General features: G+C 59.6%; 17 protein-coding genes. 10 read left to right on the forward strand and 7 right to left on the reverse strand.

The genetic code is table 11. The features are described 5' to 3' along the window. Positions 1-222: 222 nt before the first annotated feature. Positions 223-459: a hypothetical protein gene (locus tag AOA59_RS25050; protein WP_056859483.1), complete on the forward strand. Its 237-nt coding sequence runs from the start codon at positions 223-225 to the stop codon at positions 457-459. Between the two features lie 61 nt (positions 460-520). Here AOA59_RS25050 and AOA59_RS25055 read toward each other — a convergent pair whose 3' ends face one another. Beyond that, positions 521-865, reverse strand: a complete 345-nt coding sequence (locus tag AOA59_RS25055) for a hypothetical protein (protein ID WP_099489471.1) — start codon at positions 863-865, stop codon at positions 521-523. 103 nt (positions 866-968) lie between these two features. Further along, entirely contained in the window at positions 969-1415 is a 447-nt protein-coding gene (gspG, locus tag AOA59_RS25060; RefSeq protein WP_065931799.1) for a type II secretion system major pseudopilin GspG, read from the reverse strand. A gap of 153 nt (positions 1416-1568) precedes the next feature. Here gspG and AOA59_RS25065 point away from each other — a divergent pair, with 153 nt between their 5' ends. Beyond that, positions 1569-2486, forward strand: a complete 918-nt coding sequence (locus AOA59_RS25065; protein ID WP_065931800.1) for a LysR substrate-binding domain-containing protein — start codon at positions 1569-1571, stop codon at positions 2484-2486. Positions 2487-2641: 155 nt separating this feature from the next. Continuing rightward, positions 2642-6865 carry a glycosyltransferase gene (locus tag AOA59_RS25070; RefSeq protein ID WP_099489460.1) on the forward strand — a complete coding sequence of 1408 codons (4224 nt, stop codon included), beginning with the start codon at positions 2642-2644 and terminating at the stop codon, positions 6863-6865. Between the two features lie 49 nt (positions 6866-6914). Here AOA59_RS25070 and AOA59_RS25075 read toward each other — a convergent pair whose 3' ends face one another. The 5 genes from AOA59_RS25075 to AOA59_RS25095 form a co-directional block, all read right to left on the reverse strand. Beyond that, a complete protein-coding gene (locus tag AOA59_RS25075) occupies positions 6915-7496 on the reverse strand; it encodes a GNAT family N-acetyltransferase (RefSeq protein ID WP_099489461.1) in 582 nt (193 codons plus the stop codon). Positions 7497-7504: 8 nt separating this feature from the next. Next, a complete protein-coding gene (locus AOA59_RS25080; protein ID WP_099489462.1) occupies positions 7505-9760 on the reverse strand; it encodes an arginine/lysine/ornithine decarboxylase in 2256 nt (751 codons plus the stop codon). Between the two features lie 140 nt (positions 9761-9900). Next, positions 9901-10641 (reverse strand): DNA polymerase III subunit epsilon, encoded by a 741-nt coding sequence (dnaQ, locus tag AOA59_RS25085; RefSeq protein WP_163005484.1) that lies wholly within the window; start codon positions 10639-10641, stop codon positions 9901-9903. Positions 10642-10720: 79 nt separating this feature from the next. Beyond that, positions 10721-11173, reverse strand: a complete 453-nt coding sequence (gene rnhA, locus AOA59_RS25090) for a ribonuclease HI (RefSeq protein WP_003207474.1) — start codon at positions 11171-11173, stop codon at positions 10721-10723. 32 nt (positions 11174-11205) lie between these two features. Beyond that, positions 11206-11964: a class I SAM-dependent methyltransferase gene (locus AOA59_RS25095; RefSeq protein ID WP_017136933.1), complete on the reverse strand. Its 759-nt coding sequence runs from the start codon at positions 11962-11964 to the stop codon at positions 11206-11208. Positions 11965-12029: 65 nt separating this feature from the next. Here AOA59_RS25095 and gloB point away from each other — a divergent pair, with 65 nt between their 5' ends. The 7 genes from gloB (at position 12030) to AOA59_RS25135 (ending at position 21905) form a co-directional block, all read left to right on the forward strand. After that, positions 12030-12797 (forward strand): hydroxyacylglutathione hydrolase, encoded by a 768-nt coding sequence (gene gloB, locus AOA59_RS25100; RefSeq protein ID WP_099489463.1) that lies wholly within the window; start codon positions 12030-12032, stop codon positions 12795-12797. 98 nt (positions 12798-12895) lie between these two features. Further along, positions 12896-14302, forward strand: a complete 1407-nt coding sequence (locus tag AOA59_RS25105; RefSeq protein WP_099489464.1) for a transglycosylase SLT domain-containing protein — start codon at positions 12896-12898, stop codon at positions 14300-14302. Positions 14303-14539: 237 nt separating this feature from the next. Beyond that, entirely contained in the window at positions 14540-16369 is a 1830-nt protein-coding gene (locus tag AOA59_RS25115; protein ID WP_099489466.1) for an extracellular solute-binding protein, read from the forward strand. Continuing rightward, entirely contained in the window at positions 16366-18198 is a 1833-nt protein-coding gene (locus AOA59_RS25120; RefSeq protein ID WP_099489467.1) for an extracellular solute-binding protein, read from the forward strand. Before AOA59_RS25115 ends, AOA59_RS25120 begins: the two co-directional genes overlap by 4 nt. Further along, the gene (locus AOA59_RS25125) at positions 18199-19272 is read left to right on the forward strand and encodes a microcin C ABC transporter permease YejB (protein WP_017136937.1); all 1074 of its coding nucleotides are present in this window, start codon (positions 18199-18201) and stop codon (positions 19270-19272) included. Position 19273: 1 nt separating this feature from the next. After that, positions 19274-20293: an ABC transporter permease gene (locus AOA59_RS25130; protein WP_065929526.1), complete on the forward strand. Its 1020-nt coding sequence runs from the start codon at positions 19274-19276 to the stop codon at positions 20291-20293. A gap of 1 nt (position 20294) precedes the next feature. After that, the gene (locus AOA59_RS25135; protein WP_099489468.1) at positions 20295-21905 is read left to right on the forward strand and encodes an ABC transporter ATP-binding protein; all 1611 of its coding nucleotides are present in this window, start codon (positions 20295-20297) and stop codon (positions 21903-21905) included. Positions 21906-22245 lie beyond the last annotated feature (340 nt).

Below are 22245 nucleotides of genomic sequence, written 5' to 3' on the forward strand. Positions count from 1 at the left end.
TTTCCCGACGTCTGACTAAAGGAGCTTGTAGTTATAGAGACTTCACGACAGCTTCACCAGTGAGTTTTGATAATCTCAACGCCGTTTGCCACGCACTCACCAGTGTAGGAAACGTCGGAAAACATCAAAGAATAGTATTTTTTTTCCATAGGTAAACTACCCCGCTCCATGACGGTCTACAGAACCGCAAATCGAGTGTTTATCTCCAGAGGTTCTAAACAGATGGCTGCAGTACTTGTCGGACAGTTCCATGCCAGAGACGCGGAAGGACGCGTGTATTCCGTGCATGAGTTCCAGGAATCCAACCCGGCGCAGGACAGCCAGGCTGGCTCGCTGCCTACCACCACCTACAAGCTGGCCATTGGCGACCGTGTAGAAAAATTGGAAGGCGATGAATTCAAATTGATCCAGTCGGGGACCATCATCACCCGCGAATCGCAAACCATCCTCGCTTCATAAGATCCCGCCTTATCGACCTGCTCAGTCCTGGCCATCACTGGCGTTGACTGGGCCGGGGGGATCACGGGCGGCGTATTTGCGTCACCTCCACGTCCTGCGCGCCGTCCAGTTGCTTGAGCGTTACCAGCAACCGCCCCCGCTCGCCTTCAACGGCATACAGCGAACGTTTGTAGCCCGGCGTGCCGTAGGCGGGATACGCCACCACCTGCCTGACCAGCGCAATCTCCAGCACCGCCCCCACCTGCTCGCTCACCTGTTCCTGGGAACGGATAAACGCCTCTAGGGCATGGTTTTCCGGGGTGCGTTCGTCTTGATTATTGAGGAGATAAGCAGCCACGCAACCAAGGGTCACCAAGACCAGCAGTTGTTTGGCCCTTACCCCGAAAAACGTCGAGGGTAGAGGCATGTGAGACCAGACCTGTTGTTGTTTTAAGTGCCGTGCGAGCGGCATTGGTCGTTGATGATCAGCTGCGTCATTCTAATCGGGTCGATGGGGAATGCCAGGTGATTCAGTGGTCGCCGTAAGTAATATCCTTGTTATCGCCGACGCCGCCCAGGGTCCGGTCCTTGCCGAATGAAAACAGATCGAAGGCGGTGTTGGGCTGGGACGCCGGGTAGTGGTACTGATAGGCGATGCCCCAAGGGTCGGTCAATAGCTCTTCCTTGATATAGGGGCCTTTGCCGTTGGCCGACGGCGCAGATTGCGCGGTCAACACCTCCAGGCCCTCCTCATCCGTAGGATAGCGGCCGGTGTCCTGATGGAACTGCTCGACAGCCTTGCCCAGCTCAGCCACTTGAGCCTTGGCGGTCGCGATCTCTGCCAGCGTCACATCCCCGAACAGGCGTGGCCCCAATGCCAGGGCCAACAAGCCGATGATGACCAGCACCACCAGCACCGCCCAGCGCGTAAAGCCACGCTGGGTGGGTATTTTTGCGGTTATAAGACTTGCCGGCATGATGAGACTCCCCTTTCCCTCGATTGATACATTCTTTGTATAACCTGCCCGTGACAGTGACATACACACTGACGGTAGCCAACACTCACCCAGGCCTGTGCTCTTTTTTACCCAGCCATTGAAACCCCACCGCACTGAACATAGACTCCGGCGATGCGTTTACGTCATATCGAAGTGATTCAGGCCATTTTGCAGACCGGAAACCCAGGCTTGGCCGCCGAGTGGTTGCAACTCTCCGTGGGCGATGTGGACGCAACCCTCAAGGAGGCCGAGCAGCAACTGGGCTTCATGCTGTTTGCCAGCGTGCGCGGGCGTTTGCAAGCGACGCGCGAAACCCTTGAGTTGCAAGCCGGTATTGCCCTGCTTTATGAGGCGCTGGAGCCGGTGCAGCGCCTGGCCAGCCGCCTCAAACACCATCACGCGCCGACCCTGCGCGCGTTGTGCACGCCGCCGCTGGCCAATCAACTTTTGCCACAAAGCCTGGCGCTGCTGCGCCGACGCTTCCAGGACACACCGTGCAACCTGTCGAGCCAGCCGACCCGGGAGATCGTCAGAAGCCTGTTGTTGCACGAGGCCGATGTGGGCCTGAGCCTGCATGATCCGCAACACCCACAAATCCAGAGCACCGTACTGGCCCAGGGCAAGTTGCAACTGCTCGCGCCCCATGGCTGGCTCAAACCCAAGCAAAAGTACATTGCACTGCAGGATTTGGCCGGGCAGTCGATGATCGGGCTGGAAGGCCACGACCCGCTAAGCCGCCTGCTGGACAGCAAGCTGCAAGCCCTGCGCCCGCTGCCGGTAGTGCAGACGCGGGTACAGACTTATCAAATGATGCGCAGCATGGTCGAAGCCGGGGAAGGCTTGGCGATTGTCGACCCGTTCACCGCCTTTGGTGCGCGGGAGGCCGGGCTGGATGCGTGTCCGTTATCGCCGCCTGTGCCTGTAGCCCTTTACGCACTGACATTGAAGGAATCTGAACCCAGCTCAGCGCTGAACGCACTGCTGGAAATCGTCGCACACAAGGCTCAAGCCTTGCTGACCGGCACAGCACCGGGTACTCCAGCAGAATAATCGCGCACCCTCCCCTCGTATGGCCCGTTCACTGACACAACTCCTTAAAGGTCAGCGTGGAACCTTGCTCCAGAGACGTCGCACTCACAGAGGCAGAAAGCACCGCCGCGCGCTTTCTACCGGACGACATACTCTAATCAAGGACAGCGATTTTTATGACCCATCTCCAGCACACCCTGACTCAACCGCCGGCACTCCCCCCCTTCAGTTTGCCCCCGATACAGGACGCCAGTGCATTAAAGGGTGCCCCACCGGTTTTGACTGCAGCCCCGGCCAACGATGCGACGGCCCCTGACGAACTCGACAACCCGGCGGCGCTTAAAAAAGCCTTTGCCGAGCGCTGTAACTGGGAAACCCTGACTGCAAAACTGCGCACGGTTATTGAAACACTGCACACCGCCTTCCCCGACGACACCGCCAGCGACCAGCAAAACCTGATGGAAGCGCAACTGGCAGCGCATTTGAACAGCACCTCAGTGCCGGTCTGCGAAGGCTCCAGCTATTACCAGAAACATAACCTGGCCCCCACCAGCGTCGTCAAACTCGGCACATTCCTCAACGGCAGCGGTTTGCCTGTTCCCAAAACCCTGGACGCGCTGCTTGCCCTTTATCAGGTGGCAATCCGGCACTTGCAGACCCTGCCGCTGGGGAATTTCAGCGGCGCGCTGTCCTGGCCGATTCCGCTCTCGACGCAGGACAAACAAGCCATCGTCGACCTGTTGAACGCGCCTGACCCTGCCCTGCCAGACCTGCCGCTGACAGATAAAACCAGCGTGCTGGGTTATCTGTTGTCCGCCTGCAGCCTGTCCGCCAATGACTTTAAATTCACCAGCAGCGCAGTCGAGACGCTGCTGGGATCGGCCAAGGCGCAAGCGCTGGGCCAGGCCATTCAAACCCGATTGGGTGGCATTGCAACGAATACCAGTGTTAACGACTACTTGCTGGCAGCGATTCATCTGGGGCTGAACCCGGATTCCACGGGCTCACCTGCACGCAACCGCGTGGCCGGCTTTGATCTTGGGCAACGACAGCACTGGAATCAACCTGCCAGCGTCGTGATCGAGGGTTTAGGCCACCACTTGGTCAAGGAAGGCCGCGCCTCTGCAGCATCGGCAGACCTGGCGGCCCTTATGTTGCTGGCACGCAGCGCGCCTGAATACCTGGTCAAAGACATTCCGCCCACCGTGACCTACGGCAGCGTCCCCTGGACCCAACTGGCGATCGCCGCAGCCAAGCTGGAAGTCGAATCACCCGGCCGCGTGCTCACCATGAGCTATCGCGAAGTACTCGCCGCTGCGGATACGACCGATGTCGGTGCCTCACTCGCACAACATATCCAACGCGAAGCCTTGCACAACTGGGGGGTAGTCAATGGCCATCTGGCGGCCGACACAACGCCCACCGCGGCTCAAATGCGCACCGTGCAGAACGCCTTTATCGCCCAGCAAGAAGCGTTGCAAGCAACCGCCCTGGCACTGGCAACCCCCATCCCGATGCGCGAAGACATGGGCATGGAATTGCTCAGGACCAAATTTCCAGGCGTTGCGGACGAGGTGTTCCGGGCAAAAAACCTCACCAAAGCCTGGTTGCTCCCCGGGCGACCTGGCCGCTTCCCCGGGACGTATTCAATGCTGGATGTGGTGATGCACGGCGATAAGGTCAGAAATGACGACCTTGAACATTGGGTCACCCGTGACAAGCGCATCCCCATCATTGAGTTTTGCACGCTTTCCGATAGCGGCGCACTGTCTGTGGCAGACACTTTTACGCAGCGCTACACGCCGGCCATAGCGGCGCTGGAGAAAGGCCATGCGGGCATGACCCAGCACCTTATCTCAAGCTTGCCACCCGAGGATCGGAAAAATTTCGAATACGGAAAACTCGAATTTTTTCATACCGATGACTACCTCATCGGTTTGGACTTGTCGACAAAAACCCTGACGCAAAAGGGTCATACCCTGGATGTAAAAATCACCCGTGAAGGGCAGGTCAATATTTACCGCATCGATACACGCGCCGGAACCGTTTCCAAACACAACTACCTGGCCCACATTTACTCGCCCCCCTACACCCGGCTCGATAGCCGAGACGACAACACACTGCACAGAACGGTGCGATTCAACCCCTTCGAAGACGAACACACCGCGCACGCCAAGGAACTACCAGCAACCGCTGAAACGCCACAGGTCTTCGATTCCGAGCGCACCCGCTACATCGCCAAGGTACTCACTAAACGCCTGGATTTGCACGGCGATGACCTGCTCGAACATGCCCGCGGAACCACCGCCTATGACACCAGCCGTGCCGCTGACAAGGCGATCGGCGAATTTTTCCTGAATATGATCCCCTTCAGGTCGGCAATCATTAACTTCACGCAGGGCCATATCGGCGACGGTTTGCTTGACCTCGGGCTGGATGTGATAGGCCTGGTGACTCTGGGCGCAGGCAAGGCCGCCCACGCCAGCAAATTGCTCGCCAAGGGCGTGACCGGCCTGAAGGGTGCAGCGAGAACGGCGCGGTTTATGGGGACCGTCGCGATCGAAGCGCTCAATCCGTTGGGCGGTGCGGGCGACGTGCTAAAAGGCATCAGTCGCTGGGCCTGGTCCAAGGGCACCAAAGCATTCAACGCACTCAGGGGCGCCAGCGGCAGCTACGACCTGCTCAAAACGACCAGCACACAGCATGGGCTGGCGGCCATGGGTACCTCAAAGGTTGCCGGTCACGACCTGGAAGTGGGTGCGGTATTTCGCGGCGGCAACTGGCACGCCTTCGACGCAGCCAAGGGGGTGCCCTATGGCGCGCCGCTGAAAAATTTCCAACCCACCGTGGCAGCGGCGAACGGCGAAGTCAAAGTCCTCACTACCAAACCCATTCTGCGCGAGTATGAGGCCGCCGTATCGCCCGACTTATTGCAGGTCAAAGGCCTGCAGGGCAATGTCTACATAGGCCCAAACAACAAAGAATATATAAAAGTCGATGGCAAGCTCTACCCGTCCAGCGTCAAGGACGGCCAGCGGGTTATCCAACACCCCGGCGGGGCGCGCGACGACATTGTGGTCAGGGACCTGGGCAGCGCCGGCTGGGAGCCTTCCGCCAGCGCCAATCGCTTATTGGGTGGTAACTCACTCACCCCCTGGAAACTCAACGAAAACACCTACGTCGTGCCGGTGGACGACGTAAAAATAAACTCGGGCCCTTCATACCCCTACACCATCAACTACCGGGGCATGAACTATGTCACCACCTTTGATCCCAAGACGGGCGCCTGGATGGCCGGTTCGGGTAACGCCAACGGCATAAACACCCAATATTTCTGGAGAACCGCAAAGAACAAGTGGCAGATGGGACCACTGGATGAACTTAAAAAAGCCCCGAAGATCCCCGAGCATAATTTCAGGTTTATCGAGATAACCCCGCCGGCCATCTTGCAGATGCCCAGCAATATCAAACCCATCCCTACCAACATTCACTACTTCTGGGCCGGCGGCGAAATACCCGACAAGCTGGTCAAGAACATCGCGACCAATGCGGAAAAAATGCCGGGCTTCACATCCATTGTGCACGTTGACGCCGACACTCCAGAGTTGCTCCAGGCCATCAAGCTCAAGCTGGACAAGGATGCACCCGGCGTAACCGTCATGAACTTGCATGACGAAGACTTTTTCCAGCCATTGAAAAACACAGAGCTGTACACCTACTTCCGCAGGGGCCAGGGAAAAAACCTTGCCGCCACTTCTGATGTGGCTCGCTATCCGTTGATGAACAAATATGGCGGTATTTATCTCGACACCGACGACACAATCAAAGGCGCCGTGGGAACCGCCGGTTTGAACGCAGGCGACTCGGATATGCTGGTGAGCAAACCGGTCGCGCACAAAATCACCGACTACAAACCCTTCTTCAATACCAGTAACTTCGCCACGCAACCCGATAACCCGGTCGTGACCGAAATGATCGCCGAGATGAACCGGCGCTTCACTAAAAACAAAGCGTACTTCGAGGCCCATCGCCCAACACTTTCCAGAGAGGCAAACGGCGGGCTCACCTACACCGAAGATTTTCTGGAATACGAAGGCAAGGTCTTTGAAACCGTCGGCCCGAGCATGTTTGACGATGTACTGAAAACCAAGCGACCCGACATCTACGATGCCGGCTTTGATGGGATGAGCAAAGAAAAAATGCAAACGCGCAATAACAGGTTCTTGCCCGGCGAACCGTTCAAACTGGAAGACGACACTCGCCAGTATTATCTCGATAAAGGCCTGGCTGAGCCGGATGGACTCAAACAGAGTGTGGCCCAGGCCAAGGCGCACTACCGCGCGCTCCGTGACCAGTTACAGATCAACATCGGCGCCGAACATTCGTGGATCAATTCCTGACCTGACCTGCCGCACGTCAACTTGGCCTGAACATCAGCCGTCAGGGTGTTCAGGCCATTTGCAACTCCGACTTGAACAACCGATACCAGAAAATCGCCACTTCACGGGTTTGCGGATCAATCCCGCGATAGCGCAATTGGTCGATCCCGCCCATCACATACCCGCACCGCTCATACAGGCGGCAGGCACCGAGGTTGTTGTTCTGGGTTTCAAGCATCATGCCCGGCAGGTTTTTCTTGCGCGCCCAGAACTGCGCTACATCCAGCAACGCCTTGGCCACGCCATGGCGCCGCGCTGGCAAGGCCACCGCCAGTTCGTCGACATGGGCAAAACCGTTCCAGTTGGTGCTCACCACAATGTGCCCCACCGCGCGATCATCCAGATACGCCATAAAAATCGCACTGTCGGGGACATCGCGAAAACTGGCGAATTCTTCCGGGTCGATGCCATAACACTTGCGGTACGGCAGGATGCGCTCCACCGCCCATTGGTCGACACGCTTGCCCATCTCCGGCACGCCGTAGGCGCCGACCTCAAAGCTGAAGTCATTGCCCCACACATAGGCGTCAAAGCCCTCGTCGGCGACTCGAACGCTGAGCCCCGGATACTTCGGGTTCATTACAGCTTGCATAAACATCCTTAACCCTTGATGCAATCGACGGTATAACAACGACCACTGCCGTCATCTTCGTGCTGCAACCCATGCACATCAGCGACAAAACCGGGGAAACTGCTATCGAACGTGCGGGCAAATGCCAGATAGTCGATGATTGAACGGGTTGATTCGGTAAAGCGCTCGCCCGGCATGATCAACGGAATGCCCGGTGGGTAAGGCACCAGCATCACGGCTGCGATGCGTCCTGGCAAGGCATCAATGGAAACGGCTTCGACTTCCCCCCTGACCAGATGGTCGTAGGCATTGGCCGGTTTCATCGCAATGTCCGGCAGCACCGTGTACATGCGCTTGAGGTGTTTGGCCGTGGCGTTGCTGCGGTAACAACTATGCAACTGGTCGCACAGGTCACGCAAACCCAGGCTTTGATAGCGCGCCGGGCCCTCTTTGAACACCGAAGGCAAACAGCTGGCCAGGCTGGCATTGGCGTCGTAGTTGCGCTTGAACTCCAGCAATTCGGTGAGCAAGGTGCTCCATTTGCCCTTGGTGATGCCCATGGAAAACAACACGAGGAAGGAATACAAACCGGTCTTTTCCACCACCAGCCCGCGCTCCCAGAGGAACTTGCTGACCACGGCGGCGGGAATCCCGCAGTCGCTCAAGGCGCCGCCGGCGTTAAGGCCGGGCATTACCAGGGTGACTTTGATCGGGTCCAGCAACACATAATCTTCGGCCACATCGCCAAAGCCGTGCCAGTCGTCCTGCGGGTGCAACAGCCAATCCGCCGTGGCGACGCGGTCGATGCCGGCCACCGACGGCGGCTGCCAGATCGAGAACCACCAGTCTTCGGCTGCAATATGCTGGCGCAGGTTAGCCAGAGCACGGCGAAAGCTCAGGGCTTCGTCGAACATCTCCTGCAGCAGCGAGCGCCCGGCCGGGCCTTCCATCATCGCCGAAGCCACGTCCAGCGAGGCGATGATGCTGTATTGCGGGGACGTGGAGATGTGCATCATGAAGGCTTCGTTGAAGCGGTCGCGGTCCAGCTGGCGCGCGCCGCCATCCTGCACATGAATCATCGAAGCCTGGCTGAAGGCCGCGAGCAATTTGTGGGTCGAGTGGGTGGTGAACACCAGCGGGCTGTCCGGGGTGCGCGAAGTGCCCATGCCATAACGCCCGGCGAAGAATTCGTGAAAGGCCGCGTAGGCGTACCAGGCCTCGTCGAAGTGCAGCACCTCGACACTGTTGCCCAATTGCTGCTTGATCAGCTCGGCGTTGTAGCACAGGCCGTCGTAGGTGGAGTTGGTGACCACCGCCAGCTTCACTTTCGCCGGCCGGCCACGGGTCAACGGGCTGGCATCGATTTTGGCGCGGATCGATTCAGGGCTGAATTCACTTAAGGGAATTGGGCCGATAATCCCCAGCTCGTTGCGTTCAGGGCACAAATACAGCGGGATGGCGCCGGTCATGATGATCGAATGCAGCACCGACTTGTGGCAGTTTCGATCCACCAACACCAAGTCGTCGCGTGCCACCATGGAGTGCCAGACAATCTTGTTGGCAGTCGAGGTGCCGTTGATCACGAAGAACGTGTGATCGGCACCAAAATTACGCGCCGCACGGGCCTCGGCTTCGGCCAATGGCCCGGTGTGATCGAGCAGCGACCCCAGTTCCGGCACCGACACGGACAGGTCCGAACGCAGGGTGTTTTCACCGAAGAACTGGTGAAACGCCTGGCCCACCGGGCTTTTGCGATACGCCACGCCGCCGCCATGGCCGGGGGTGTGCCAGGAATAGTTGGAGTCGGCCGTGTGCTGCACCAGCGCTTTGAAGAACGGCGGCAACAAGCCATCAAGGTAGGCGCGCGCAGCGCGTGCGACCTGGCGGGCCAGAAATGGCACGGTGTCCTCAAACAGGTACAAAATGCCGCGCAATTGGTTGAGCTCGCTCATGGCGTCGGCCGGCGCGTTTTCCAGGGTGACCTGCTCGCCCAGGGCAAAGATCGGCAGGTTGGGCGCCCTCACCCGCGCCAGGCGAATCAACTCGACCATGTTTTGCAGCAGGTGGGTGTTTTCGCCAGCGCCTTCGGCGGCGATCAACATGCACGCCAGCCCATGATGGGTAGAGGCCACCAACCGGCCTTCGGCGTAATCCACCGCGGAAAATATGCTGAAGCCCTCTTGTTCCAGCTCGTGGGCGATGCCTCGAACCCGATCACCGGCAACGGTGTCGGCCTTGATGTCACGGTGCACGATGAGAACAGGGAACTTCAGGTCTTTGTACATGAGTGCTTGGAGTCCTGAGGGCTATGCACTCAGGGTAGAAGCTGGGAGTGGATGTGGCGAATGAAGATTGTAGGACACCGCAAATCAACTGTGGGAGCTGGCTTGCCTGCTCCCACATGTTCAACCGTGCTCGACCGTGATTATTGCTGGGTCAGTTGCGACCACAACGCCGGCGCACCCGCCGACTTGGCGATCGCTTCCAAGCGCGCCGCATGCTCGGCCAGATCCTGCTCGCTGGCACGGATGATGGTGGTCGGCTTGCGATCGGCCGCCAAACGACGAATTTCCGAAGGCCGGTTGCCCGAGCCTTCCGCCGAGCCGCTGCCATCGGAAGCGTTACCGGCCAGGGACAGGCTGGTCTGCCCGCCGGTCATGGTCAGGTAAACGTCGGCAAGAATCTCGGAGTCGAGCAAGGCGCCGTGCAGTTCACGGCCGGAGTTGTCGACGCCATAACGTTTGCACAAGGCATCCAGGCTGTTGCGCTGGCCGGGGTGACGCTCACGGGCCATCATCAAGGTATCGAGGATCGAGCAGTGCCGGGAGATATCCGCGCGCTCGGTCTGCCCCATCAGGGCAAATTCGTTATTGATGAAGCCGACGTCGAACGCCGCGTTATGAATGATCAGCTGCGCGCCGTTGATGAATTCGAAAAACTCGTCCGCCACTTCAGCAAAGCGCGGCTTGCCCTTGAGGAATTCATCAGTGATACCGTGGACGCCAATCGCGCCCTCGTCACTGTCACGATCCGGTTGCAGGTAGACGTGAAAGTGACGCCCGGTGAGACGGCGACCCATCAATTCGACACAGCCGATTTCAATGATCCGGTGACCATCGGTCACCGGCATGCCGGTGGTTTCGGTATCGAGTACAACAGATCGGATGGCCATCAGGGTTCAGCTCTCAACGGTGGTGTGCAATGTGGTGTGAATCAAGGGGCGCGATGTTAACACGTCAGCCGGCTCAGCTCTGTTTGTAGCCCCGCACTTCATCCACGCCACGATTGGCCAACTGGTCGGCGCGCTCGTTGCCAGGGTGGCCGATATGCCCGCGTACCCATTTCCAGGTGATGTTATGACGATTGCATTGCTCATCGAGCAGTTGCCACAGGTCGGCATTCTTTACCGGCTCCTTGGCCGCGGTTTTCCAGCCGCGCTTCTTCCAATTCACCATCCACTCGTTGATGCCCTTCATCACGTATTGCGAGTCGGTCACCAACAGCACGTCACAGCGACGCTTGAGTTCTTCCAGGCCGCGAATGGCGCCCATCAGCTCCATGCGGTTGTTGGTGGTGTTGGCTTCGCCGCCCCACAGTTCCTTCTCCACGCCTTTGCACACCAGCAACGCGCCCCAGCCGCCGGGGCCAGGGTTGCCCTTGCAGGCGCCATCGGTGAAGAGTTCTACGGTATCGGTCATCAGTTGCTCGGTCTTAAATCAAAAAGAGGGTTTTACGGTTCGCTTTGCTTGCGGTTGACCTTGGCCATCGGCATCGGCACCAGCTTGCCCATGGGCTGACGCGCGACCTGGCGCACCGGCCGCAGCCCGACCACGATCTTGCGCGCCACCAATAAATAGAAGCCGCCGCCCGACAGTTGCCAGGCACCCGCCCGGCGTTCCCAGCCGGCCAGACGACCTTGCCACTTGGCAGACGCAAGCGGCGGACGATAGCACCCGAAGCGGCGTTTCTCCAGCGCGAAGCCCAGCAGGTTCAACCAGTCGCCCACCCGCGACGGCGCGATGCAGCGCGCCTGGCGCAGGCCGTCATGGGCGAACACATGGCGCAGGCCCCAACTGCTCCAGGGGTTGATGCCGATAATCAGCAAATGGCCACCTGGGCGCACGCTGCTGGCAGCCTCGCGCAGCAAACCGTGGGGCGACAGGCAGAAATCCAGGCCATGCTGCAGCACCACCACGTCGGCGGCATGTTCGCTCAGCGGCCAGGCCTGTTCCTCGCACACAATCTCTACCCCAGGCAACGGCGCGCCCAGGCGCACATTGCGTTGCACCTGCGGCGCAGCGGGCGGCGTCTGGGCCGACGGGCCGTAGTGCACCAGGTAGCCACCAAAGAACCGGCCCAGCTCGTCTTCGAGCATGCGCCGCTCTTCATCCAGCAAAAATTGCCCGATCGGCCCGGACAGCCAATCACGGGCTGCGCTGATCAGGGCCAGCCATTCAGGATCGGCCTGGGCGAACGCTTTATCAGTCATTGCATTCTCCAACTCGCCTAGACGTTCTAAGATGCACCAATGTGTTCAGCTTGGCGAATCGAAGAATGATACAGATCAGTGCTCTGCCCGCCTTCACCGATAACTACATCTGGTTGTTACAAGACCCTGATACCCAACGCATCGCCGTGGTCGACCCCGGCGATGCCGCGCCGGTGCTGGCCTGGCTCAAGCAAAACCCAGGGTACAGGCTCAGCGACATCCTGATCACCCACCACCACCATGATCATGTCGGCGGCGTCGAACTGCTCAAACAGGTCACCGACGCCACGGTCTACGGCCCGGCGAACGAGAAGATCCCGGCACGCGACGTGGCCCTGCACGATAACGAGCGCATCAACGCACTCGGCTGGGACTTCGACGTTTATAGCGTGCCCGGCCATACCCTCGGCCATATCGCCTACTACCACCAGGGCGTGCTGTTTTGTGGCGACACCCTGTTTGCCGCCGGCTGCGGGCGCCTGTTCGAAGGCACCCCGCAACAGATGCACACCTCCCTTGAGCGCCTGGCCGCCCTGCCCGCCGACACGCTGGTGTACTGCACTCACGAGTACACGCAAAGTAACCTCACATTTGCCCAGGCCGTGGAGCCGGGCAACGCCGATATTGCCGAACGCGTCGAAAGCGTCAAGCAATTACGCGCCCGTGGCGAGATGACGCTGCCGTCCAACCTGGCCCTGGAAAAACGTACTAACCCTTTTCTGCGTACCGCCGAAACATCCGTTAAACAAAAAGCGGACGAACGGAATGGTCGCGACAACCGCACTGGGGCCGAGGTGTTTGCTAGCTTGAGGGCTTGGAAAGATAAGTTCTAAGCGGATGCAATCTGATACGGAATTTCTGAATGGTTGACCGGAACCAAAGCGCTTTCTAGAATCGCCCGACATTTTTGCCCGGAACTTACTTCCAGCCAATGTCGTCATCTATTCGTAAATCCATTTCTTCAGACGCATTGACCCGCCTGGCTCAAGCCGTGGCGGTGGCCGTTTCCGCGACTCTGGCGGGCTGCCAATCGACCAATTTCGCTGCACAATCCACCGTGCAACCCAAACCCAATCTTGCTGCCAAGATCAAGCAAAAACCTATTTGGCTCTCAGAGAAGCCTAGCCCCGAAGTGCCCCAGGATGTCTGGGAGCGCATGCGCCGGGGCTTTCAATTGCAGGACGGCCTGGGTGTGAACCCGCGCATCGAGCAACAACGCTTGTGGTTCGCCAGCAACCCGTCCTTTTTAGAGAACGCCGGAGAACGCGGCAGCCTCTACATTCATTACATCGTCGAACGCCTTGAAGAACGCAACATGCCCCTGGAGCTGGCGCTGCTGCCAGTGATCGAAAGTGCCTACAACCCGATGGCCTATTCGCGCAGCGATGCGGTCGGCTTGTGGCAGTTCATCCCCTCCACCGGGCGCTACTTCAACCTGCGCCAGACCCGCGCCTACGACGGCCGCCGCGATATCACCGCCTCCACCACCGCCGCCCTGGACTATCTGACGCGTCTGCATGACATGTTCAACGGCGACTGGCTGCTGGCCCTGGCGGCCTACAACGCCGGCGAAGGCACGGTCAGCCGGGCGATCGAGCGCAACGAAAAGCTCGGCCTGCCTACCGACTACTGGAACCTGCCCCTGCCCCAGGAAACCAAGGACTACGTGCCCAAGTTCCTGGCGCTGTCCCAAGTGGTGCTGGCTCCCGAGGCCTACGGCGTCAACCTGAGCCCGATTGCCAACACGCCGTACTTCGAAGTGGTTGAAGTCAAGCAAAGCATGGACCTGTCCCGGGTTGCCGCGCTGGCCGAGATCGACGAAGACGAACTGTTCCAGCTCAACCCGGCCCTGAAACAACGCACCACCCTGGACGGCCCGCAGCATTTGCTCGTGCCCAGCTCCAAGGCGCAGTTGCTCACCAGCACCCTTTCGACGATGAAGCCCGAAGAATTGCTGGCGATGCGGCCTAAAAAGCAGGTGTTCGACGAAGTTGAGAGCACACGGGTGGCCGGGCGTACCCGCAACTACAAGGTACGCAGTGGCGACAACCTCACGCTGATCGCCAAGGCGAACAAGGTCGATGTGCATGACCTGCAGCGCTGGAACAAGCTCAACGGCCAGGCCCTCAAGGTCGGCCAGACCCTGGTGATGCAGGACACCCGCAAACTGGTGGTCAGCAGCAAGAAGCCGGTGCAGTACAAGGTCAAGAAAGGCGACTCGCTGTACATCGTCGCCAAGCGCTTCAACGTGGAGATGCAACATCTCAAGCGTTGGAACCCGCGTACTGGCCAGGCGTTGAAGCCGGGGCAGATGCTGGTGGTTTCCGGGCCTAGATAAAGTCCCGCGGGGACTGGCTTGTGTGGGAGCTGGCTTGCCTGCGATGCAAACACCTCGATGTGTCAGGCACACCGAGTTGATGCCATCGCAGGCAAGCCAGCTCCCACATTTGATCTTCACCCAATTCGATACCTTCCCAACCCTGAACCCAGGGCTTTTCAACGGCCTTTTTCCAACCGGAACAAGCTGTTACTGTACCGATCATAAAGCCCAAGCCGCCTGGATCGGATCTCTGACTTGAAGCGTCCCCTCCTTCTACTAATAAGTCTGGCCTTGAGCTTTGCTGCGAACGCGACGATTACCGAGAGCCACGGTTACACGCAGTTCGGCACACTCAAGTACCCGGCCAAATTCACCCACTTCGATTGGGTAAACCCTGCAGCGCCCAAAGGTGGGACCTTGCGGGTCATGGCATTTGGCACCTTCGACACCCTCAACCCCTACACCTTCAAGGGCACCAGCCCGGTTTCCACGCCCAATTTCCTGCAATACGGCGTCAACGAGCTGAACGAGCCGCTGATGGTCGGCACCGGCCAGTATGCGCCGTCCGGTGACGAACCCACCTCCAGCTACGGGCTGATTGCCCAATCGGTGGAGTACAGCGAGGACCGCAGCTGGGTGGTGTTCAACCTGCGCCCGGAAGCGCGTTTCCATGATGGCAAGCCGATCACCGCCTACGACGTGGCGTTCTCCTATCGCACCCTGCTCACCGAAGGCCACCCGCAGTACCGCACCAACCTGCAGGAAGTCGCACGGGTCGACATCCTCAACCGCCATCGCATCCGTTTTGTGTTCAAGCGCGCCGGCAACCCACTGCTGATCCTGCGTCTGGGCGAACTGCCGGTACTGCCCCAGCATTACTGGAAAAACCGCGATTTCAAGGCCACCACCTTCGAGCCGCCCCTGGGCAGCGGGCCGTATCGCATCACCAAAGTCACCCCAGGCCGCCAACTGGTGTTCGAGCGGATCAAGGATTACTGGGGCAAAGACCTGCCGGTCAACCAGGGTTTCTACAACTACGACAAGGTCGAAGTGGAGTTCTACCGCGACAGCGATGTGGCCTTCGAAGCCTTTAAGGCCGGTGAATTCGATATCTATATCGAACACCAGGCCAAGAACTGGGCCGCCGGCTACAACTTCCCGGCGGTCAACCGCGGCGACGTGGTCAAGGCGCAGATCGCCCACCAGATCCCGACCCAGAGCCAGGGCCTGTTCATGAACGCGCGGCGGCCGATCTTCAGCCAGACCAAGGTGCGCGAGGCGCTGGGGCTGATGTTCGATTTTGAATGGACCAACCGCACCCTGTTCAGCAACGCCTATAAACGCACGCTCAGTTACTATCCCAACAGCGAGTTTGCTGCGACGGGTGTGCCGGTGGGGCATGAATGGCTGATGCTCTCGCCCTACCGCGATCAGTTGCCGCCCAACCTGTTCACCCAAGCCTTCAGCCTGCCGCAGACCGACGGGCGGGGCATTCCGCGCGAGACCATGCGCCGCGCCCTGGGGTTGCTCGGTGAAGCCGGCTGGAAACTCTCCGACCAGCGCCTGCTGGACAGTAAGGGCCAACCGCTGCGCTTCGAGATCCTGCTGGTCAACCCGAACCTTGAACGCATCCTGCAGCCCTACGTCGAGAACCTCAAAAGCATCGGCATCGACGCGCGACTGCGCACCGTTGACCGCGCGCAATACAAACAGCGCCTGGATCAGTTCGACTACGACATGGTCCTGATCACCCTCAACCAGACCTTGAGCCCCGGCCTTGAGCAGTGGCAGTACTTCCACTCCAGCCAGGCGGCTATCAAGGGCAGCAAAAACTACGCCGGCATCACCAACCCGGTAGTCGACCACCTGCTCGAGCAGCTACTGGCGGCGCAGACCCGCGAAGAACAATTGGCCGCCGGCCGCGCCCTCGACCGGGTGCTGCTGTGGCAGCACTACAGTATTCCCAACTGGTACCTCAACTATCATCGCTTGGCGTACCGCAACCGGTTCGCCTTTGTCACCACGCCGCCCTACAGCCTGGGTTTGAGTGCGTGGTGGCTGAAAGCTGCGGAGAAAGCCCAATGATGACTTTGCGCACCGCCCTGTTTGGCGCGCTGTTAGCGTGCGGCGCGGCCAACGCCGCGCCGCAACATGCGCTGACCCTGTACAGCGAGCCACCCAAGTACCCCGCCGACTTCAAGCATTTCGACTATGTAAACCCCGATGCGCCCAAGGGCGGCACCTTCCGTGAATCGAGCATGGGCGGCTTCGACAGCCTCAACCCCTACATCAGCAAGGGCGTACCTGCGGACAACCTGCCGCTGATCTACGACACCCTGGCCATGCAAAGCCTGGACGAGCCCGTCACCGAGTACGGCCTGGTGGCCGGCAAGATCGAAAAGGCTCCGGATAACAGTTGGGTGCGCTTCTACCTGCGCCCCGAAGCGCGCTTTCATGATGGCCACCCGATCCGTGCCGAAGACGTGGTGTTTACCTTCCAGGCACTGATGAAGGACGGTTCGCCGCTCTACCGCAACTACTACGCCGACGTCGACGAAGTGGTCGCCGAAGACCCGCTGCGCGTGCTGTTCAAGTTCAAGCGCACCAATAACCGTGAATTACCGCTGATCCTCGGCCAACTGCCGGTATTGCCCAAGCATTGGTGGGCAACGCGCGACTTTGCCAAGGGCAACCTGGAAATACCGCTGGGCAGCGGCCCGTACAAGGTCGCCGAGGTCAAACCGGGGCGCATGGTGCGCTATGAGCGGGTCAAGGATTACTGGGCCAAGGACTTACCGGTGGCCAAGGGGTTCTACAACTTCGATAACCGCATCACCGACTACTACCGTGACAGCACCGTGGCCCTGGAAGCCTTGAAAGCCGGGCAGTTCGACTATTGGCTGGAGTTCAGCGCCAAGAACTGGGCCAACGCCTACAACATTCCGGCCGTGGCCCAGGGCCGGTTGATCAAGGAAGAAATTCCCAACGGCAACCCCACCGGCATGCAGGGGTTTGTGTTCAATACACGCAAACCGATGTTCCAGGATGTGCGGGTGCGCAAGGCCATCAGCCTGCTGCTGGATTTCGAGTGGAGCAACAAACAGCTGTTCAATGGTGCCTACACCCGCACCCGCAGTTACTTCGAAAACTCGGAGATGGCCGCCACCGGCCTGCCCGGCCCGGCGGAAACCGCCATCCTGGCGCCGTTTCGCGACAAGCTCCCCGCCGAAGTCTTTACCCAAGCCTTCGAGCCGGCCAAAACCGACGGCAGCGGCATGATCCGCACCCAGCAGCGCGAGGCTTACCAGCTGTTGCAGGAGGCGGGCTGGAAGATCGTCGACGACAAGATGGTCGACACCACCGGCAAGCCGGTAAACATCGAGTTTCTGTTGACCCAGACCGATTTCGAACGGGTACTGCTGCCCTTCAAGCGCAACCTGGCAGACCTTGGGATCAACCTGGTAATCCGCCGCGTTGACGTTTCCCAATACATCAACCGCCTGCGTTCACGGGACTTCGACATGCTGGTAGGCAGCTTCCCGCAGTCCACCTCGCCGGGTAACGAGCAGCGCGAATTCTGGTCGTCCGCCGCCGCCGACAAATCCGGCAGCCGCAACTACATGGGCCTCAAGGACCCGGTGGTCGACCAACTCGTCGAAGAACTGATCAACGCCGACTCGCGCCAAAGCCTGGTCGACCATGCCAAGGCGCTGGATCGGGTCTTGCAGTTTGGCTACTACGTGATTCCCAACTGGCACATCAAGACTTACCGCGTGGCGTACTGGGATCACTTGGGCCACCCCAAAGTCCCGCCACGTTACGACGTCGGCACGGCCACCTGGTGGGCCAAACCTGAAGTCAAACCTGCCGTCGACACTGTCCAGAGCGCCGATCCGGCGAGCGGAGGCGATTAAATGCTGGCCTATATTGTTCGCCGCCTGTTGCTGATCATCCCCACACTGTTCGGGATCCTGCTGATCAACTTCATCATCATCCAGGCCGCCCCCGGTGGCCCGGTGGAGCAGATGATCGCCAAACTCGAAGGGTTCGACGGCGCCACCAGCCGTATTGCCGGTGGCGGCGCCGAGGTCTCGGTGGCCGGTTCCAGCTACCGCGGCGCCCAGGGCCTGGACCCGGCGCTGATCAAGGAAATCGAAAAGATGTACGGCTTCGACAAGTCGGCGCCGGAACGCTTGTGGATCATGGTCAAGAACTATGCACGGCTGGATTTTGGCGACAGCTTCTTTCGCGACGCCAAGGTCATCGACCTGATCAAGGAAAAAATGCCGGTGTCCATCTCCCTCGGGTTATGGAGCACGCTGATCATGTACCTGGTGTCGATCCCGCTGGGCATCGCCAAGGCCACGCGGCACGGCAGCCACTTTGACGTGTGGACCAGTTCGGCGATCATCGTCGGCTATGCCATCCCGGCGTTTTTGTTCGCGATTTTGCTGATCGTGGTGTTTGCCGGCGGCAGTTACCTGGACTGGTTCCCCTTGCGCGGGCTGACCTCCAACAACTTCGAGGAACTGAGCTTAGGCGGCAAGATCCTCGATTATTTCTGGCACCTGGCCCTGCCCGTCACGGCGCTGGTGATCGGCAACTTCGCAACCATGACCCTGCTGACCAAAAACAGCTTCCTCGACGAAATCAACAAACAGTATGTGGTCACCGCCAAAGCCAAGGGTCTGACCAACCACCGCGTGCTTTACGGCCATGTGTTTCGTAACGCCATGCTGCTGGTGATTGCCGGTTTCCCCTCGGCATTTATCGGGATCTTCTTCACCGGCTCGTTGCTGGTCGAGGTGATCTTTTCCCTCGACGGCCTGGGCCTGATGAGCTTTGAAGCGGCAATCAACCGCGATTACCCGGTGGTGTTCGGCACGTTGTTTATCTTCACCCTGCTGGGGCTGATTGTGAAACTGATCGGCGACCTCACTTACACCCTGGTCGATCCGCGTATCGACTTCGCCAGCCGGGAGCATTGAGATGAACCTGTCCCCCCTCAATCGCCGCCGGTTCGAGCGCTTTAAGGCCAACAAACGTGGCTGGTGGTCGCTGTGGCTGTTCCTGATTCTGTTCGTGCTGAGCCTGGGCGCCGAGTTGATCGCCAACGACAAACCGCTGGCAGTCCATTACGACGGTGGCTGGTATTTCCCGGCGCTTAAACGCTACCCGGAGACCACCTTCGGCGGCGAATTCCCGCTGGAAGCCAACTACAAGAGCCCGTATATCAGGGAACTGCTCAAGGCCAAGGATGCCTGGACGCTGTGGGCGCCCATCCCGTTCAGCTACCAGAGCATCAACTACGACCTGAAAGTCCCTGCGCCAGCGCCGCCGTCTTCGGTGAACCTGCTGGGCACCGATGACCAGGGCCGCGATGTGCTGGCGCGGGTGATCTACGGCTTTCGCGTGTCGGTGCTGTTTGCCCTGACGCTGACCGTGCTCAGCTCGATCATCGGCGTCATCGCCGGCGCCTTGCAGGGTTTCTATGGCGGCTGGGTCGACCTGGCCGGCCAGCGTTTCCTAGAGATCTGGTCGGGTTTGCCGGTGCTGTACCTGCTGATCATCCTCGCCAGCTTTGTGCAGCCCAACTTCTGGTGGCTGCTGGGCATCATGTTGCTGTTTTCGTGGATGAGCCTGGTGGACGTGGTACGCGCCGAGTTCCTGCGCGGGCGCAACCTGGAATACGTGCGCGCCGCCCGAGCCCTGGGCATGCAGAACGGCGCGATCATGTTCCGGCATATCCTGCCCAATGCCATGGTCTCTACCATGACCTTCATGCCGTTCATCCTTACCGGCGCCATCGGCACCCTCACCGCCCTGGATTTTCTCGGCTTTGGCCTGCCGGCCGGTTCGCCGTCCCTGGGCGAACTGGTGGCCCAGGGCAAATCCAACCTGCAAGCGCCGTGGCTGGGCATGAGTGCCTTTGCCGTGCTGGCGATCATGTTGAGTTTGCTGGTGTTTATTGGCGAGTCCGCTCGCGATGCCTTCGACCCGAGGAAATGAGATGAACCAGGACAATCTGATCGAAGTCCGCGACCTCTGCGTCGAGTTCGTCACCGGCGAGCATCACCACCGCGTGGTCAACCACATCAGCTTCGATATCAAACGCGGCGAAACCCTGGCGCTGGTCGGCGAAAGCGGCTCGGGCAAATCGGTGACCGCCCACTCGATCCTGCGCCTGCTGCCCTACCCGCTGGCGCGGCACCCGGCCGGCACCATCAGCTATTCCGGGCATGATCTGCTGACCCTCAAAGAGAAAACCATACGGCATATTCGCGGCAACCGCATAGCGATGATCTTTCAGGAGCCAATGACCTCGCTGAACCCGCTGCACTCCATCGAAAAGCAGATCAACGAAGTGCTCGGCCTGCACAAAGGCCTGACCGGTAAAGTCGCGACCCGACGCACCCTGGAACTGCTCGAACTGGTGGGCATCCCCGAGCCGCACAAGCGCCTCAAGGCCCTGCCCCACGAACTGTCCGGCGGCCAGCGCCAGCGGGTGATGATCGCCATGGCCCTGGCCAACGAGCCCGAACTGCTGATCGCCGACGAGCCGACCACGGCCCTCGACGTCACCGTGCAATTGAAGATCCTGGAACTGCTCAAAGAGCTGCAGGCCCGGCTGGGCATGGCATTGCTGCTGATCAGCCATGACCTGAACCTGGTGCGGCGCATTGCCCACCGCGTGTGTGTGATGCAGCAGGGTTGCATCGTTGAACAGGCTGATTGCGAGACGCTGTTTCAGTCGCCCCAGCACCCCTACACCCAGGAATTATTGGCTGCGGAGCCCAGCGGTGGGCCAGCCAGTAACGAGGTCGGGCCGCCCCTCCTGGAAGTCGACGACCTGAAGGTCTGGTTTCCGATCAAAAAGGGCTTTTTGCGCAACACCGTCGATTACGTCAAGGCGGTGGACGGCATCAACTTCAGCCTGCCCCAGGGCCAGACACTGGGCATCGTCGGTGAAAGCGGCTCGGGCAAATCCACCCTGGGCCTGGCGATTTTGCGTTTGATCGCCAGCAAAGGCGGGATTCGCTTTGAAGGCCAGCAACTTGACCGCCTGACCCAACAACAGGTGCGCCCGCTGCGGCGGGAGATGCAGGTGGTGTTTCAAGACCCGTTCGGCAGCTTGAGCCCGCGCATGTGTGTGAGCGAGATTGTTGGCGAAGGCTTGCGTATCCACAAAATGGGCACGCCGGCCGAGCAGGAAGTGGCGATTATTGCAGCGCTCAAGGAAGTGGGTTTGGACCCGGAGTCGCGGCATCGTTACCCCCATGAGTTTTCCGGCGGGCAACGTCAACGCATCGCCATCGCCCGTGCCTTGGTGCTCAAGCCCCGCTTGATACTGCTTGATGAACCGACATCCGCGCTGGACCGCACGGTGCAGCGGCAAGTGGTGGAATTGTTGCGGGGGCTGCAGGCCAAGTACAACCTGACGTATCTGTTTATCAGCCATGATTTGGCGGTGGTGAAGGCCTTGAGTCACCAGTTGATGGTGGTCAAGCAGGGGCAAGTGGTGGAACAGGGCGACGCGGCGGGGATCTTTGCGGATCCGCAGCATGCTTATACGCGGCAGTTGTTGGAAGCTGCGTTTTTGGTGCCTGCTGGTGTGGTTTGATCGTGTACATATCCGTTATTTAGGTAACGGCGGCCTATGGTTCCGCTCTTACAGCGGGTCACTTTTGCAAGGACGCAAAAGTAACCAAAAGGTCCTCGCCCCAACACTCGGTGCCTCGCTGTGGCTCGGCATGCCCGCAATCCGCCAGTGATTTGGGGGGCCGCCGCCACGCGCCATCCATGGCGCGGGGCGGCTAAACCGGCATCCCTGCCGGTTTACCCCCCAAATCACTGTCAGATTCCGGCCATCGTGTTTGACGGGGCGATTTCAGATCAAGATCAAGATCACAAGCGCAGATCAAAAGACCGCTGACTTCGTCATCGAAAAGGATGTAAGAGCT

Origin of the sequence: Pseudomonas sp. 2822-15 (genome assembly GCF_002742515.1) — a bacterium.
Classification (GTDB): domain Bacteria; phylum Pseudomonadota; class Gammaproteobacteria; order Pseudomonadales; family Pseudomonadaceae; genus Aquipseudomonas; species Aquipseudomonas salomonii.

Coding starts and splice junctions, on each gene's coding strand:
- gspG (WP_065931799.1), bottom strand. CDS start 1,415: ATGCCGGCAAGTCTTATAACCGCAAAAATACCCACCCAGCGTGGCTTT.
- AOA59_RS25105 (WP_099489464.1), top strand. CDS start 12,896: ATGTCGTCATCTATTCGTAAATCCATTTCTTCAGACGCATTGACCCGC.
- AOA59_RS25095 (WP_017136933.1), bottom strand. CDS start 11,964: ATGACTGATAAAGCGTTCGCCCAGGCCGATCCTGAATGGCTGGCCCTG.
- AOA59_RS25130 (WP_065929526.1), top strand. CDS start 19,274: ATGAACCTGTCCCCCCTCAATCGCCGCCGGTTCGAGCGCTTTAAGGCC.
- rnhA (WP_003207474.1), bottom strand. CDS start 11,173: ATGACCGATACCGTAGAACTCTTCACCGATGGCGCCTGCAAGGGCAAC.
- AOA59_RS25135 (WP_099489468.1), top strand. CDS start 20,295: ATGAACCAGGACAATCTGATCGAAGTCCGCGACCTCTGCGTCGAGTTC.
- AOA59_RS25070 (WP_099489460.1), top strand. CDS start 2,642: ATGACCCATCTCCAGCACACCCTGACTCAACCGCCGGCACTCCCCCCC.
- AOA59_RS25075 (WP_099489461.1), bottom strand. CDS start 7,496: ATGCAAGCTGTAATGAACCCGAAGTATCCGGGGCTCAGCGTTCGAGTC.
- AOA59_RS25125 (WP_017136937.1), top strand. CDS start 18,199: ATGCTGGCCTATATTGTTCGCCGCCTGTTGCTGATCATCCCCACACTG.
- AOA59_RS25050 (WP_056859483.1), top strand. CDS start 223: ATGGCTGCAGTACTTGTCGGACAGTTCCATGCCAGAGACGCGGAAGGA.
- gloB (WP_099489463.1), top strand. CDS start 12,030: ATGATACAGATCAGTGCTCTGCCCGCCTTCACCGATAACTACATCTGG.
- AOA59_RS25065 (WP_065931800.1), top strand. CDS start 1,569: ATGCGTTTACGTCATATCGAAGTGATTCAGGCCATTTTGCAGACCGGA.
- AOA59_RS25120 (WP_099489467.1), top strand. CDS start 16,366: ATGATGACTTTGCGCACCGCCCTGTTTGGCGCGCTGTTAGCGTGCGGC.
- AOA59_RS25080 (WP_099489462.1), bottom strand. CDS start 9,760: ATGTACAAAGACCTGAAGTTCCCTGTTCTCATCGTGCACCGTGACATC.
- AOA59_RS25055 (WP_099489471.1), bottom strand. CDS start 865: ATGCCTCTACCCTCGACGTTTTTCGGGGTAAGGGCCAAACAACTGCTG.